A 16994-nucleotide genomic window follows, 5' to 3' on the forward strand; every position below is an offset into this window, starting at 1 on the left:
CCCTTTATATATTATTTTGGAAGTACATGACAGACTGTCATCCGTTCATCGGATATAAATTCCTTGGCGACCTTCCCTATATCTTCAATCGTAAGTTTTTCCAATACCGATACCACATCAAACAAGTTCATATCATTGAAAGCATATCGGGTGAATTGATTCGCAATATATTCCGGTGAATTCAGAGAACGAAGGAAAGAACCGATTTTCTTCTTAATCGTCCTCTGCAGGCTTTCTTCACTCAAGCCGGTTCCAGATTTGGACTTTTGCAGAATTTCCAATAAAGACTCTGTTAGTTCTTCAGGTTTTGTACTATCCCCGCCAATTAATGCAAACCCAAAACCTTGTTCCTGCGTATAGTCATAAGAGAAGCTTTGATCAATCAAACCCTTCTCGTACATTGTTTCGTGCAGAGGAGAACTTTTGCCGAACAACATTTCTAAATAAATATTGGTCGCCAACTCCCTTTTCAATAGTTGTACACCGGATTGATAAACATCGGTAGCCTTGATTCCCACCATCACTTTCGGTGTCTGAACATTCATTTTTAATATTTCCTTATCTTTAGCAACCGTTTCCGGCTCTGCTTCAAATTTACGCTCTACTTCCGGCTGTTCCTGATATTCTTTATTATTTTGATTATCCCGAATCAACTTCATGGTACTTTCAGCATCAACCGGGCCTACAACGAATAACAGCATGTTGCTTGGATGATAAAACGTATTATAACATTCGTAAAGCATGTCTTTCGTAATACCAGCAATAGATTCCACTGTACCGGCAATATCAATTTTCACAGGATGTTGATGATACATGTTTGCAATCGTCCCGAAATATAATCGCCAATCAGAATTATCATCATACATATTAATTTCCTGCCCAATGATTCCTTTTTCCTTCTCTACAGTCTTTTCCGAAAAATATGGGTCCTGAACAAAGTCGATCAACGTCGTTAAATTCCTTTCAAAGTCGGAAGTGCTTGAGAATAGATAAGCTGTCCGGGTAAACGAAGTGAAGGCATTTGCAGATGCTCCCTGCTTTGAGAATTGCTGAAAAACATCACCATCTTCTTTTTCAAAAAGCTTATGTTCTAGAAAATGTGCAATTCCATCAGGCACCTTCGAGAATTCTTTTTGATTCAATGGTTTAAAATGATTGTCGACTGAACCATACTTCGTTGTAAACGTCGCGAAGGATTTATTAAACTCTTTTTTCGGGAGAATATATACTTCAAGGCCATTCTCCAATTTTTCATGGAAAAGCTCTTCTTTCAATTGACTAAATACTATTTTCTCCATTACCCTTGCACCTCCGCTTCTGTTAGGAAATAGATCGTATCAAGCTGAATTTTTTGACCAACGGCGACGATTTCTTCCTTTGTCGTCTGCTCTGTTTTTGCAAACCATTCGTCGAGTGAGATATCATGGCCGGAAACCACATTATGATATAAAATTTCGACCAGACCTCTCGAAACGTCAATGGTTTCAAGAAGTTGATTTTTAATGACCGCTTTTGTCTGTGCCAGTTCTTCTTCAGAAAAATTCCCTTGCTTCATTTCATTCATTTGTTCATTAATAATATCTAGTGCTTGCTTATAGTTGGCATTTTCAATACCTGCCATAACCATTAGAAGGCCTTTATGGCTTTCGAGCCTAGAGGCTGCGTAATAGGCAAGGCTAGCTTTCTCCCGGACATTGATGAAAAGCTTTGAATGTGAAAAGCCACCAAAAATCCCATTGAATAGCTGTAATGCATAATAATCCGAATCACCATACGCGACATAGGTTCGATAACCTATATTCAATTTTCCTTGTTTCACGTCAGAATTCTCAATGATTTCTTTTTCCTTACCTACTTCTTTACCTGTATCCCTCTGCAGCCTTGCCGCCACACGATCTGGAAGGAGGGAGACATATTTGTCAGCTAAGACTTCAACTTCTGCTTCGTCGATATCTCCGATCACATATAAATCAATTTCATCCTCAGTTAATACTTTTTTATAATAGGTAAAAAGGGACTCAGGGGTAATCGTCTCCAAGTCTTGTAGATTCCCGCTCGCTTCTAGAGCATATGGTTCGTTTTTGCACATTTCTTCAACAAGACGTGTAGCAGAATACCGCATTTTATCATCGGAAATTGATTGAATCCGCTGTTTTAATGACCGAATTTCATTAGAGACCGTTTTGTGGTCAAAGGCTTCACCATTTTTCTTTGGATGAAATATCACTTCGGATAACAACATAAAAGCCTTTTCAAGAAGCGGCGTCGGGTCACTTAGAAATTTTTCATTGACGATATCGATTGTAAAGCTTAGGATTTGGTATTCTCCTTTTTTAGCGACATCGACATAAAACCCTGCTCCATAAAGATCATCAAGATAAGATCGAAGCTCGGGTGTTGTAGGATATTTACTTGTATTGCTTTGTAGCACATATGGCAGTAATGCACGATATGTAACGTTCTCTTTTGTCAACGGTGCTTTCATTTTCAGAACGAGAGTATTCGTTTTATATTTATCCGTGCGGACCACGTGAAGCCTGTAGCCGCTTTTTTCCGTAATTGTATCGGAAGCAATAGACATGAATAATCCTCCTCAATATATAATTCAACTTTATTAGCTTATTGTTTGTAGATAGGTAACCTTTTAAACATCTACTTAAAATATACATGCGAAAGGAAAAATCATGCAAGTTACAGCTATTTTTTTTATTTCAACAAGGACTCCACATATTGCTTAAAATCTTTCCTCTCTTTCACAAGGAAAAACCGGTCAGCACATAAAGCGGACCGGTTAATAACTTATCTTTTCCCTTTAATATATGGCTGGCCAGAAGCTTTTGGAGCATCTGCGCGGCCAATGAAGCCTGTTAATGCTATGATTGTTAGTACATAAGGCGCGATTAATAGGTAAACGGATGGGATGTCCTTGAAGAAAGGAAGGCTCGATCCTACAATGCTTAAACTCTGGGCTAATCCAAAGAATAGCGCTGCCCCCATCGCACCGATTGGATGCCATTTACCGAAAATCATAGCGGCAATGGCCATAAATCCTTGACCATTAATTGTCGCATGATTAAATTCATTCGAAAAAATAGTAGCATAAATCGCACCGCCGATTCCGCCAAATGCACCAGATAGCAGAACCGCTGCATAGCGGATTTTCGTAACATTGACACCCATCGTATCAGCAGCCATAGGATGCTCCCCTACTGCACGAATCCTTAAACCAAATGGGGTTTTATAAAGTACATACCATACGACAAAAGATATCAAAATGGCTATATAGACAATATAATAACCATTTGAAAAAAGGATAGGACCTATAAATGGAATATCACTTAATAAAGGAACATCAATCCTTGGGAATGTTTCTGTAATTCGATCTGTTTGGCCTTTGTCATAAATCAGCTTCACTAAAAACATAGTGAGGCCTACAGCCAATAAGTTGATTGCAACCCCACTTACCGTTTGATCAGCTCTAAAAGTTATACACGCCACAGCATGAAGAACTGAGAATAACAATCCAGCAATCATTGCCGCTAAAACAGCCAGCCATGGAGTCCATTGCCCGAAAACATCTGCAAACATTAAGTTAAAAACAATTCCCGTAAAAGCACCAATGACCATTAATCCTTCTAAACCAATGTTTATGACACCTGCTCGTTCAGAAAACACTCCTCCGAGTGAAGTGAATATAAGTGGAGCAGCTAGAGCAATCATAGATGGAATAATAATTTGTAATACTTGGTAAAAATCCACTTATTTCACCCCTTTCTTAAATCGAGCGGCAATCCAACGAATAAAATAACTGGATGCGACGAAGAAAATAATCAATGCTATGACAATATCCACAATTTCACTTGGTATGCCAGTTTCGAGCGGCATATTTAAGGCCCCTGCCTTCAGACCGCCAAATAATAAAGCAGCAAGAACTACTCCAATAGCCGTATTTGCTCCTAGTAAGGCTACTGCAATCCCATCAAAGCCCATACCTGTAAATCCACCTTTGACCGCAGCATAACCGAAGGTTCCTAAGCCTTCCATGGCACCAGCAAGGCCTGCAAATGCACCAGAAATAACCATGGAAAGAATGATGTTTTTATTAACGCTCATCCCTGCATACTCTGATGCGTGCTGATTGAATCCTACCGCTTTCAGTTCAAATCCCGTTTTTGTTCTTTCGAGAATGAACCACATGATGATTACACAAATAATAGCTACGACTATTCCCCAATGCATACGGGAAAAATCCGTAATGCTTTCAAAGAAAGGCGACCGTAGTGATGCTGTATCAGCAATTCTTTCAGTTTTATCAAGCTTGTCTGTCATTACATTCCGAATTAAATAATTCGTTACATATAAAGCTGTATAGTTCAGCATAATAGAAACGATTACTTCGTGTACTCGAAACTTAGCTTTTAAATATCCCGGAATAAATGCCCACAAAGCACCTGCAGCTGCTCCCGCTAAGATCGCTAATGGCAAATGGATAATTCTTGGAAGATCAAAGGCAATCCCTACCCATACTGCGGCCAGCCAACCAACAATTAATTGCCCTTCGACTCCGATATTGAACAGACCAGTACGAAAAGCAAAGGCTACCGCCAAACCAGCGAGGATATAAGGAATAATTGTCCTGACGGATTCTCCTACATAATACGAATCTCCAACAATTCCACCAATCATGGAGCCATACCCTGCAATTGGATCATAGCCACTTACTAACATGATGATAGCCCCAACAATTAAGCCAAGGATAACCGCTATCACTGGACTTGTTAATTTAGAAAAATACTTAGACATTTTGTTTTCCACCTGCTTCCATACGCTTGCTGCCAGCCATAAGAAGACCAAGCTCCTGTTCAGTCGTTTCTTTAGGATTGACAATGGCGACGATTTCTCCTTCATAAATAACGGCAATTTTATCGCTCACATTCATGATTTCATCTAATTCAAATGAAATGAGGAGTACCGCTTTTCCTGCATCACGCTGTTCAATCAGGCGTTTATGAATAAATTCAATCGCCCCAACATCGAGTCCGCGAGTTGGCTGCGCGGCAATCAATAGATCTGGGTTCCTATCAACTTCCCTTCCTATGATTGCCTTTTGCTGATTCCCGCCAGAAAGGGCCCTAGCTGGCGTATATTCACTTGGAGTCCGAACATCGTAACTTTTAATCAATGAACGCGCTTTTTCAAAGATTCTCTTTGAATTTAAAATACCAGCTTTTGAATAGGGCTTTTGATAATATGTTTGCAAGACGATATTTTCTCCAATGCTATAATCGAGAACTAAGCCATGCTTATGCCTGTCTTCTGGAATATGACCCACGCCTGATTCAGTAATTTTGCGCGGCTTTAGATTCCTAATTTCTTTCCCATTTAATTTTATGGACCCTGCTGTCGTCTTCCTTAAGCCTGCTAATGCTTCAATTAATTCCGATTGACCATTGCCATCTACACCGGCAATCCCGACAATCTCCCCTGCACGAACCGTTAATTCCAAGTTCCGGACAGCTGAAACTCCCCGTGAATCCTTGACTTCTAGTCCGCTAACATCAAGAACAACATCAGAGGGGGAGGCTGCCGTTTTTTCCGTTTTAAATAGAACTTCCCGACCAACCATTAAGCTGGCCAATTCGTTAGGATTCGTTTCATTGACATTCACTGTCCCAATCCCCTGCCCCTTGCGGATGACAGTTACCCGATCACAAACCTCCATAATTTCCTTAAGTTTGTGAGTAATCAAAATGATTGATTTCCCCTCTTTGATCAAAGCCTTCATTATAAAAATCAGTTCCTTAATCTCTTGAGGAGTCAACACAGCTGTTGGCTCATCGAAAATCAGTATCTCTGCACCACGGTATAGCGTTTTTAGAATTTCGACACGCTGCTGCATCCCTATTGAAATATCTGCAATTTTTGCATAAGGGTCGACACGAAGCTGATATTGTTCTGATAGTTTCCTAACTTCCTCACTCGCTTCTTTTAAGTCGATTTTACCTCCTTTGGAAGGTTCTTTTCCTAAAATTATATTTTCTGTTACTGTAAAAGGGTCAACAAGCATAAAATGCTGATGCACCATCCCAATCCCTAATTCATTGGCAATGTTCGGACTGGTAATCTTGACTGGCTTGCCATTTACACGGATTTCTCCCTGCTCTGGCTGGTATAGGCCGAATAAAACATTCATCAATGTAGATTTACCCGCACCATTTTCACCTAATAATGCGTGAATCTCCCCTTTTTTCACTTGAAGGGTTACGTTATCATTAGCGACGATGCCTGGGAATTCCTTTCGGATATTGAGCATCTCAATTACATATTCCACGTATTATCAACTCCTAAAATGAGTGTAAATGATTCTTAATTAGAAAATTGCTGTTCCTTACCAATTTGGTTTTTTTGAAAAAACCAAATGAAAAACTACGATTCTATCATAGTTTTTCATTCGATATTTTACAGTCTCCAGGAACTATATGTAGAAAAGAAAGAATAGAGGGCAATTATGCCTCCCTACTCTCTCTAAAATCACAGCTTATAAACCAAGTTTTTTGAATTCTTTATCCGTACCAGGAACTACGAATTCACCTGATTTAATTTTCTCTGTCCATTCTTCAACCGCTTTTAAAGATTCTTCAGTTACGTTATCTTTTGTATCAGAAATGCCTACACCATTTTCTTTGATACCGTATTCGATAACTTCTCCACCTGGGAAGTTTCCTTCTTTGGCTTTCGTAGAAAGGTCTTTAACTGCAACATCAACACGTTTTATCATAGAAGTTAAAGTAACGTTGTCGTCTGTTCCAGGAACTGCTCCTAATTTAGCTTGGTCACTGTCTACACCGATAACATAAATTTCTCTCTTAGGATCTTTTTGTTTTTGCTCGACTGCCTCAGTAAATACACCTTTTCCAGTTCCGCCAGCAGCATGATAAATGATATCAATACCTGAAGAATACATAGATCCTGCAGTAGATTTCCCGATGTCAGCTTTATTGAAATCTCCGGCATATTTAACTTCTACCTTCGCATCCGGATTTACAGATAAAACCCCAGCCTTAAAGCCAATTTCGAATTTCTTGATTAATTCAGATTCAACTCCACCGATAAAACCGACTTTGTTTGTTTTCGTTTGTAGACCGGCAATTACACCAACAAGGAATGATCCTTGCTGTTCTTTAAAATTAATGCTGGCTACATTCTTTTTATCTACAACTGTATCCACAATAGCAAATTGTGAATCTGGACGTTGGTCAGCCACTTCACCAACAGACTCGGCTAAAAGGAAACCGATACCGTAGATAAGTTTGTAATCTTCACGAACAAGCGTATTCAAGTTTTTAGCATAGTCAGCATCCGATTTAGATTGAAGATAGTTGTATCCATCTTTACCTTTTTCCAAATCATTTTCTTTACCGAATTCCTGAATTCCCTTCCAAGCTGATTGGTTGAACGATTCATCATCGACGCCGCCTGTATCGGTAACCATAGCTACTGTGAAGTTATCCTTCTTTTCTTTCCCATTTGAAGATTCTTTATCATCATTCTCTGAATTACCACATGCTCCTAAAAGCGTACCAGCAGCAAGAACAAGTGAAAGAGCTAGACCTAATTTGCGCTTTTTCAATTTTTTACCCCCTAAGATTTATAATTTTTCAGCAGGAATGTTCTGAAAAGTCATTTATGTTTGCGTTTTCACATCTCGGTAAATTTTTTTTACATACGTTTGATCAATTTTTAAGAATCGAAACAAACGCTTGCATTCATCCGTATGTAAGAGTTTTGAACTAAACTCGCTTCCGAAGAACATGAAAACTAAACATATTGGCTTTAAAGTAGTTTACAGAATATAGGATAGGCTGGTCCCAATCATCCAAATGCATCTGCTTCAGAACGAGTAATGCGGCTTCTGACGAACATTTCAGGATAGGAGAAACTTTCTCATGATACCCGATCGGCTCAATTTCTGCTACGGCATGCGTAATTTTCCGATTCGCATCTCTTTCCAATATATCAAAAAGAGACTCATCATTACGGTCAAAATTTTCTGAAAGAATTGATTCAGGAATTTTGTCGACACAGTAGATAACCGGCTCGCCATCTGCTGTTCTTACACGTTCAATACTCACGATGCGTTCAACTGGTGAACAAGAAAACCTGCGGATATCCTCGTCTGTAGGTTCTTGAGCCGTCGAGCTTAAGAAAATCGTACCCGGCTTCATCCCTGCCTCTTCAATCATGTTCGTGACACTTTTTAATTGCTCGATACCAGAAGTAAACCGAGGTTTTGGATTGACAAAAGTTCCAACTCCATGGCGGCGAATGATAATGTTTTCTTCTTCTAAAATCCGCAGCGCTTCTCGAAGTGTCGCCCTACTCACTCCCAGTTTTTTTGCAAGATCAAATTCAGAAGGGAATTTTTCATTTTCCTGATAAACTCCTGCTTCAATATCCTGCTTCAGGTAATCAATGACCTGCAAATATAAATGTCGACTATCTGATTTAATTGACATACAGTTTCCCCCAGCTAGTTTCTTAAGACATCAGACCTCTGATGTTGAATCATTCCTACTAATCGAAAATAATATAACATTTTTTTCGATATAAATAAATAGTGTTTTACTATTTAACATAAAAGAATTTAGGATAAATTACCCTCCCCTGTGCCTTTTACTCTAGTAAAGGCCGTAGAAGTTGTACGATTATTCTCCTAAATCAGATAAAATATTTTTTTTATAAATGCAAAATGAAAATCGGTAGCTTTCTTTTCAAGATACTTTTTTCCTGTATAATAGTATTTATCTTCTTTGAAGGGATGAACACATGATGTTAAACATTACAGAATACAGCGTTGAAAAATTGAATGATCCATTCGGGATTTTATCCGGAGATCGTTTCGAGTATTTCTTGGATATTGAAGTACCGGAAGAAGACGAGCTCTTTTCAGAGAATGGTTTATATATCCGGGTACTATTTGTTGTTGAAGAACAAGTAGGCAAGCTGATTAAATATGATATTTATGAAAAAGGGAACGACGAAGTACTCGATTTTGATTTAGAGGAAGAGGAAGAAGCAATGATTTCTGACTTCTGCCTTAAACATTTAGACGAAGCAATGATCAATTAAAAAACCGGGCGCCTGCCCGGTTTTTTAATTACCTATGATAAATGAGCTTCATCCTGTTCATCTTTAGATAACAATACATTTCGTGGTTTGCTGCCCTCATATGGACCGACAATTCCTCTTGCTTCCATTTCATCAATTAATCTGGCAGCACGGGTATAGCCAATCCGGAAACGACGTTGCAGCATCGAGACAGATGCCGTCTGCATTTCTATAATTAAGGACACAGCATCCCCGTACAAACTATCTTCGACTTCACCGCTAGAAGTCTCTTGTATTTCGTCCGGAATCATTTCTTCATTATACTGAGCTTTCTGTTGCGAAATAACATATGTGACGACTTCCTCGACTTCATGATCGGATAAAAAGGCACCTTGGACCCGAACCGGTTTCGAAGCTCCCGCAGGCAAGAATAGCATGTCACCTCGTCCTAACAGTTTTTCGGCTCCCCCCATATCCAGAATTGTTCTTGAATCTGTCATCGATGATACACTAAAAGCAATCCGGGATGGGATGTTCGCTTTTATGACCCCTGTTATAACATCGACAGACGGCCGCTGAGTGGCAATGATTAAATGGATACCAGCAGCCCGTGCCATTTGAGCAAGGCGTGTGATGGCATCCTCCACATCATTTGAGGCGACCATCATCAAGTCAGCCAATTCATCCACAATAACTACGATATAAGGCAGGAGCGGCTGCTTGGCATCTTCCTCAATATTATACCGATTAATATAATCGTTATAACCTTCAATATTACGCGTACCAGAATGGGAAAATAGCTCATAGCGACGTTCCATTTCACTGACCACTTTTTGCAAAGCCTGAGCAGCTTTTTTGGGATTTGTCACAACTGGGGCCAGTAAATGGGGAATTCCATTATATACATTAAGCTCCACCATTTTAGGATCAATCATCATCATCTTCACTTCATGTGGTTTTGCCCGCATCAAGATACTCGTGATAATACCGTTAATACAAACGGATTTCCCACTGCCTGTCGCTCCCGCTACAAGTAAATGCGGCATTTTATTAAGCTCCGCCTTAACCGCTTCACCCGAAATATTCCGTCCTAAACCGATTTGCAGTTTCGCATCAGGCTTGTCAACTTCTTTCGCCTCTAAAACTTCCCGTAGTGACACCATCGCCACTTCGGAGTTAGGGACTTCTATTCCAATCGCCGATTTACCGGGAATTGGTGCTTCAATACGGATATCTTTCGCTGCAAGAGCCAGGGCCAGATCATCGGAAAGGCTGACAATTTTACTGACCTTGACACCCACATCCGGATGTACTTCATATTTGGTTACAGCTGGGCCTAAATGAACCTGTGTGACCCTTGCTTTAACTCCAAAGCTATGGAAGGTGCGTTCAAGCTTTGCCGCGTTTTCATGGATTAATTGATACTCCCCGCTTTGGTCTGTTTTTTTGGGCTGCAATAATAAAGAGAGCGGCGGTAAAAGATATTCTTTATTTTCTATTTCTGTAAAATTCATAGGCGGAACAGCATCATCCTGCTCCTCTGTACTTTCAACTGAAGGTGTCGCTTTAACCGGAAGTACTTCCGGTTCGTCGCCATAGGCTTTATCAGCAAAGCTTGAAATGATCCGTTCCGTTGCCATTTGCTGTGTTTCATCTTCCGACTGAATGGCCTGAACTGTTTCTTCCACCGATTCTTTTTCACGTTTTTTCTTTTTAACTGGATTTTTTTTCTTTTCTTTTTTGTCATCATTCCATGTTTTCATATCGTCTCTGAAAGCGGACCATTGCTTTATAAAAAAGCCGCCAAGACCCATGAAAAATTTACCAAGAGTTTCTCCTAACGTTTTGCCGGTCAATAACACGCCCCCTACAATGATAAAGAGGAATGAAACTATTTTTGATCCCGCTTCATCAAATAAGAAATAAGAAGCAGCAAATAAAATCGCACCGATCATTCCACCGCCAAGATCCTTGGTACTTGTCTTGCCGGTCACTTCCATCCAGAATAATTCCCATGTATTCGAAATGACGCTCGGCTTCGTAAATGGGCCTCCATCTGCAAGCATATTAAACAGAGTTACATGACTAAGTAACAGCATGCTCGCGACAAGGAAATACATTCCTATTAATTGTCGGTTCAGCAAGTAAGGGACTTCTCTTTTAATCATCAAATAGAATCCGGCTGCAATCGCTCCCAGTAAAAAGAGGATATACCATTCTCCCATAAAGAAGCGGATTAAAAAGACCGTCCCTTTTCCAACTGCCCCAAGCTTTGCAATTGCGATGACTGCCAACCCTATTAAAGTCAAGCCAATTAATTCATATTTCAGCGTAATTTTTAATTTCTCTGTACTTTTCTTTTTCCTGCGTTTCTTCTTTGCCATAACATCACCTGATTCTTCATGAAACTATTCTATCCATCCTATTCAACATCCTGTAGTGATTTCCCTTCACAAAACAAATGTTCGCTCACTAATTATACCAAATAAAAATGACCTTGTCCCTTGATACAGCTAAATTACAACTCATAATGACAATTCTTTCATATAATGAATAAAGCAGCCAAGCGGCTGCCAATTTTTTTCTTAGTATATCATAATTTACCTATATTAGCGTTTTTTCTAGCTTTTCAACTGGTCGAAAACATTGATGACAGCACCCGGCTGAATGTGAACATTCATATAATCTTCAGGGTTTGTGCTCACAATTCGATCGATACGAAACATTCTCCCTCCGTCATGTTCAACCATCACATGAACCCCATTATATATCATTTCAATTAAATTCGCAGTCTTCTCATGATGATGAGGGAAAATGATTTCTTCAGGAACAATGGTGTAGAGTGTCATTGTAGAAGCCCCTCTTCCCCTGCTATTTTTGGCCTTCTCTCATCCATAAAGCTATTTAGTTTTCTCATGGCTTGACCGACTCCACCAACATCATCAATCATCCCAATTTCAACCGCCTCGGCACCAATCACATTCGTGCCAATATCTCGGGTTAGATTTCCTTTAGCGAACATTAGGTCTTTAAAACTTTCTTCCGTGACGTTGGAATGCCTCGTAACAAATTTAATAACTCGTTCTTGCATTTTATCCAAGTACTCAAAGGTTTGCGGCACTCCTATGACAAGACCTGTCAAACGTATAGGATGAATAGTCATAGTCGCTGTTTCAGCTATATAGGAATGGTCACAGGAAACAGCAATCGGAACACCAATAGAATGGCCCCCGCCAAGTACAATCGACACGGACGGCTTGGATAGGGATGCCAACATCTCTGCAATGGCTAGTCCCGCTTCAACGTCTCCTCCTACTGTATTTAAAATAACTAGTAGTCCCTCAATATTAGGATTTTGTTCAATTGCCACAATTTGTGGAATAACATGTTCATATTTGGTCGTTTTATTCTGAGGCGGCAGCTGCATATGTCCTTCAATTTGTCCAATGATCGTCAAACAATGGATTTTTGAGTCCTGTGATAGTTGCGGGACGTTTGTAGTTCCCAGCTGCTGGATTTTTTCAATCAAAGTCGAATTTTTACCTTCCTGCCGGCCTTCATTTTCATTTGGTAATGGTGCATTATCCACTATGCCAACCCCTTTCTCTAAAGCCTATAGCTTTATTATGTCACGAGTCTCAGACTTCATTCTTCAAGATAAAGAGGTTTCACTTAGATAAAAAAAACCTGACAATAATTCGTCAGGTTTTTTTTACTTAATACTCCATGATTATTGGTAAAATCATTGGACGGCGTTTCGTTTTTTCATAGAAGAATTGATTTAAGGCATCACGCATTTCCTGTTTCAGAGTAGACCAATCGAAAGGTTGGCGCGATCCATTTTTCTTCACGATTTCACTTACAATCTCAGTAGCTTCCCCAATCATTTTTTCTGATTCACGTACATATACGAAACCTCGTGAAATGATTTCCGGGCCAGCTGCAATACTTTTATCTTGACGGTTCAATGTGACAACGACGATTAAAATGCCATCCTGTGATAACAAGCGACGATCACGGAGTACGATATTACCCACATCTCCAACACCGCTCCCGTCAATTAAGATATTTCCTGCAGTGACTTTGCCGGAGAGGCCCATTTTGTCACCTTTTAATTCGATGACATCACCTTTTTCAGCAATCACGATATTTTCCCGTTTTATCCCTGCAGCAATTCCTACTTTTTGATGGGCATATAAATGACGGTATTCTCCGTGTACTGGGATAAGGAATTTAGGATTCATCAAGTTAATCATCATTTTCAGTTCTTCTTGACTGCCATGACCCGTTACGTGCACTTTATATTTACTAGCAGATACTACCTCTGCACCTACCCGGTAAAGTAAGTCGACCGTTTTCGATAAAATAAGTTCGCCGCCCTGTAAGGGGGATGCACTTATCAAGACTGTATCTCCCTTTTTAATCGTTACCTGCTTATGAGTTTGTTTCGCCATTTTTTGAAGCGCTGCAATAGGCTCTCCTTGATGCCCAGTCGATAATACAACGATTTCACGATCATTATACTTGTTAATTTCATTGACCGGGATAATCAGCTCTTCCTCGACCTTTAAGTATCCAAGATTTAAGGCTGTTTCATAGACACGTTGCAAGCTTTTACCCACAACAGCCACTTTCCTTCGACTAGCCGCCGCTGCATTGAAGACATGCTGAATTCGATTAATATTTGAAGCAAAGCAAGCAACAATAATTCTTCCAGAAGCTGCATGGAAGGCTTCTGTAATATCCCTTGACACAACTGCTTCAGATGGCGTATAACCAGGTCTTTCCGCGCCTGTGCTATCAGATAGCAAGCAAAGGACACCCTCTTCTCCAATACTTGCCATTTTACCGATTTCTGGTTTATAAAGATCGGTTGCAGCTTGATCAAATTTGAAATCCCCTGTATAGACGATGGCTCCATCACGCGTATGGATTACAATTCCGACAGAATCGGGAATACTATGGTTTGTCCTGAAAAAGGACACGGCTGCTTGAGGGAAACTTAAAAGAGAATCTGAATCGATCTCAGTAAATGTTGCCCTGCCATTAAAGCCGTCTTCCTTTAATTTTGTTTTGATTAAAGCAAGTGTAAGCTTTGTACCGTAAACAGGTACCGGTAAATATTTTAATACATAAGCAAGCGCACCCATATGGTCTTCATGACCATGGGTAATGAAAATACCCTGTACCCGTTCTTTATTATCCATCAAATAAGAAATGTCAGGAATTACCGCATCAATTCCCAACATTTCTTCTTCTGGCAGCATTAATCCTGCATCAAGAAGGTAGAGGTCTTCATTTACCTCAATGACGTACATATTTTTACCAAGTTCCCCTTGTCCTCCAAGAGAAATAACTTTAATTCCATTATTTTTATCTTTACCCAATCGAATATCCTCCTTAAAAAATCGCCGTTCATAATTTCCCAATGATTTCATTATAACCGATGTTCAAAAAACATGACAACACATACCATTTTATAAGGAATTTTTTTACTTTATTTCCTATTTTAAAAATAGTCCTGCATTTATGTAGAAGGCATCCATTCCCTGTACTAAGGGTGAACACATGACTTTTATCCTTTTCTAATCGAAAGATAATTAAAAGTATAAACTTTTATCCTATAACTGGAAAGAAAATCGTCTTTATTTTCCAAACAAATACATCTTTATGTAAAAACAAGCCAATCATAAATCGATCAGCTTGTTCAGAAACTATTTATTTTTTTAATACGGAGGCTAAAGATAGGCGCTCTTGTTCAGTCAATGGCACGATTGGTAGCCTGACTGAACCTACGTCAATTCCAAATAACTGAAGAGCTGTTTTAACTGGGGCAGGGCTAGGCGCTGCAAACAAGCTTTTAATAAGTGGCAACAGCTCCTGATGTAGCCTGGCCGCCTCGACCGTATTCCCGCCGATAAAAGCTTCTATTATTTTTTGTAATTCATTACCGGCAATATGGGAAGCAACTGAAACTACTCCTGCTCCGCCAATCGCTAGTACTGGCAGCGTTAATGCGTCATCCCCGCTGTATAACGCAAAATCATCATCCGTTTCAGCAATGATTTGAGTCATCGCGTTTAAATCCCCGCTCGCTTCTTTTACTGCTACGATATTGGGAATTTTCGAAAGACGGATAATTGTTTCCGGTTCAATATTAACAGAAGCACGACCTGGGATGTTATATACCATTACAGGTAGCGTCGTACTTTCTGCAATTACTTTAAAATGTTGGTAAAGACCTTCTTGATTCGTTTTATTATAATACGGAGCCACAAGCATGATCGCATCTGCACCGTTTTGTTCTGCCTTTTTTGTCAACTCAATAGAAGCATACGTATTGTTGCTTCCCGTACCCATGATGACGGGTACCCGTTTTTCTACAACCTTCGAAACATGACGCAATAAGGCGATTTTTTCCTCCGAAGATAAAGTTGGAGACTCCCCAGTTGTGCCCGAAAGCACAAGTGAATCCGTTCCATTCGTTAATAAGTAATTGACCAATGAAGTCGTTTTTTGAAAATCAACATTTCCCTTGCTATCGAAAGGGGTGACCATTGCCGTTGATACTCTACCAAATATCATCATATAACACCTCTTTAATTAATAAAACTTGTATGCTTATTATGCTTCACTTTCATGCAAATGAAATGCATAATGAAGTGAATTAACAGCTTCTACTAAATCTTCTTCTTTTACTAAAACCCAAATAGTCGTATGGCTGTCAGCAGATTGAAGAATAGCAATTTCTTTCTCAGAAAGCGCTGTGACAATCTTCGCTGCAACACCTGGCACTCCGTTGATGCCTGCACCGACTACAGAAACTTTAGCACAATTCCGCTCAATTACAGGTTCATGACCAAGCTCGGCCAAAATAGAAAGAGCAAGTTCTGTCATCTCCTCCGAAACCGTATAAACAACGCCATTTGGATAAATATTGATAAAGTCAACGGAAATGGAGGCATTGGCCATCGCTTTAAAAACTTCTGCTTGTAAATTATATTGGTCTTTTTTCGCTCGTACTTTAATTTGGGTTATTTTAGAAACGTGAGCTATTCCTGTAACTAGTCTTTCCCGTATGTCACTACCCTGGCTTCCCTTATTTACACCTGTGACAAGTGTTCCTAATCCATCACTGTATGTTGAACGGATCCTGATCGGAACTTTTGCCTGCATGGCAATTTCAACAGCACGGGGATGAATGACCTTGGCACCTTGATAAGCCATGTTGCAAACTTCTGTATAAGAAACGACTGATAATGGACGAGCTTGCTCGGCAATACGTGGATCGGCAGTCATTATTCCTTCCACATCCGTAAAAATATCGACCCTTTCAGCTTGTAAAGCCGCACCTAATGCTGCAGCTGATGTGTCGCTTCCGCCACGGCCAATAGTCGTAATGTCTCCGTTTTTAGCTGCACCCTGGAATCCTGCAACAACGACAACGTCCTTCAATTCCAGTTCTTTCACGAGACGGTCACATTTCATTTCCATTATTTTGGCACTAGAATAGTCGGAATTAGTCAAAAATCCCGCCTGAGCCCCTGTATAAGCCACGGCATTAATACCATGTTCTAACAGCATGTTCGTAAATACGACAGAAGATATCGTTTCTCCTACTGACAAAAGTAAATCCTGTTCTCGTTTTGAAAGGCTGGCTTTCGCTCCATTTACTAGAGATAGTAAGGTATCTGTTGCATAGGGATCGCCTTTTCTTCCCATGGCTGAAACCACAACCACCACTTTGTAGCCTTCTTTGATTGCCTTTTCAATATGCCCTCTGGCAAATGAACGGCTTTCCTCATCACGGACAGATGTTCCTCCGTATTTCTGGACGATAATTTTCATAATCCATACACCCCAAATATAAGCCAGCTTCCCGGTTC

The 16994-nt window shown here is 39.9% G+C and carries 14 protein-coding genes; 1 reads left to right on the forward strand and 13 read right to left on the reverse strand.

Annotation, left to right across the window (positions count from 1 at the left end; genetic code table 11):
- Positions 1-11: 11 nt before the first annotated feature.
- The 7 genes from yfmH to JFV29_RS04145 form a co-directional block, all read right to left on the reverse strand.
- A complete protein-coding gene (gene yfmH, locus JFV29_RS04115; RefSeq protein ID WP_201181381.1) occupies positions 12-1298 on the reverse strand; it encodes an EF-P 5-aminopentanol modification-associated protein YfmH in 1287 nt (428 codons plus the stop codon).
- Positions 1298-2581 (reverse strand): EF-P 5-aminopentanol modification-associated protein YfmF, encoded by a 1284-nt coding sequence (gene yfmF / locus JFV29_RS04120; protein WP_201181382.1) that lies wholly within the window; start codon positions 2579-2581, stop codon positions 1298-1300. Before yfmF ends, yfmH begins: the two co-directional genes overlap by 1 nt.
- Positions 2582-2799: 218 nt before the next feature.
- Positions 2800-3759 (reverse strand): ABC transporter permease, encoded by a 960-nt coding sequence (locus JFV29_RS04125; protein ID WP_201181383.1) that lies wholly within the window; start codon positions 3757-3759, stop codon positions 2800-2802.
- A complete protein-coding gene (locus JFV29_RS04130) occupies positions 3760-4803 on the reverse strand; it encodes an ABC transporter permease (protein ID WP_056526880.1) in 1044 nt (347 codons plus the stop codon). It lies immediately after the preceding gene.
- Positions 4796-6331, reverse strand: a complete 1536-nt coding sequence (locus JFV29_RS04135) for an ABC transporter ATP-binding protein (protein ID WP_201181384.1) — start codon at positions 6329-6331, stop codon at positions 4796-4798. Before JFV29_RS04135 ends, JFV29_RS04130 begins: the two co-directional genes overlap by 8 nt.
- 207 nt (positions 6332-6538) lie before the next feature.
- Positions 6539-7630, reverse strand: a complete 1092-nt coding sequence (locus JFV29_RS04140; RefSeq protein ID WP_053345382.1) for a BMP family lipoprotein — start codon at positions 7628-7630, stop codon at positions 6539-6541.
- Between the two features lie 160 nt (positions 7631-7790).
- Complete coding sequence (locus JFV29_RS04145) at positions 7791-8516, reverse strand: GntR family transcriptional regulator (RefSeq protein WP_201181386.1); 726 nt, start codon at positions 8514-8516, stop codon at positions 7791-7793.
- Between the two features lie 313 nt (positions 8517-8829).
- Here JFV29_RS04145 and JFV29_RS04150 point away from each other — a divergent pair, with 313 nt between their 5' ends.
- A complete protein-coding gene (locus tag JFV29_RS04150; protein ID WP_201181388.1) occupies positions 8830-9129 on the forward strand; it encodes a DUF6509 family protein in 300 nt (99 codons plus the stop codon).
- A 32-nt stretch (positions 9130-9161) separates the two neighbouring features.
- On the opposite strand, the gene JFV29_RS04155 is transcribed toward JFV29_RS04150, so the two are convergent.
- The 6 genes from JFV29_RS04155 to dapG form a co-directional block, all read right to left on the reverse strand.
- A complete protein-coding gene (locus tag JFV29_RS04155) occupies positions 9162-11492 on the reverse strand; it encodes a DNA translocase FtsK (RefSeq protein ID WP_201181390.1) in 2331 nt (776 codons plus the stop codon).
- Positions 11493-11729: 237 nt separating this feature from the next.
- On the reverse strand, positions 11730-11957 hold the full coding sequence (locus JFV29_RS04160; RefSeq protein WP_201181392.1) for a YlzJ-like family protein: 228 nt from the start codon (positions 11955-11957) through the stop codon (positions 11730-11732).
- Positions 11954-12700 (reverse strand): ClpP family protease, encoded by a 747-nt coding sequence (locus JFV29_RS04165; RefSeq protein ID WP_180319959.1) that lies wholly within the window; start codon positions 12698-12700, stop codon positions 11954-11956. Before JFV29_RS04165 ends, JFV29_RS04160 begins: the two co-directional genes overlap by 4 nt.
- 124 nt (positions 12701-12824) lie before the next feature.
- Positions 12825-14495 (reverse strand): ribonuclease J, encoded by a 1671-nt coding sequence (locus JFV29_RS04170; protein WP_201181394.1) that lies wholly within the window; start codon positions 14493-14495, stop codon positions 12825-12827.
- A 331-nt stretch (positions 14496-14826) separates the two neighbouring features.
- Positions 14827-15696, reverse strand: coding sequence for a 4-hydroxy-tetrahydrodipicolinate synthase (gene dapA, locus JFV29_RS04175; RefSeq protein ID WP_201181396.1), 870 nt, complete (start codon positions 15694-15696; stop codon positions 14827-14829).
- A 36-nt stretch (positions 15697-15732) separates the two neighbouring features.
- A complete protein-coding gene (gene dapG, locus JFV29_RS04180) occupies positions 15733-16956 on the reverse strand; it encodes an aspartate kinase (RefSeq protein WP_053345375.1) in 1224 nt (407 codons plus the stop codon).
- Positions 16957-16994: the final 38 nt, after the last annotated feature.

The organism is Peribacillus sp. TH16, assembly GCF_016651095.1.
Taxonomy (GTDB): Bacteria; Bacillota; Bacilli; order Bacillales; family DSM-1321; genus Peribacillus; species Peribacillus butanolivorans.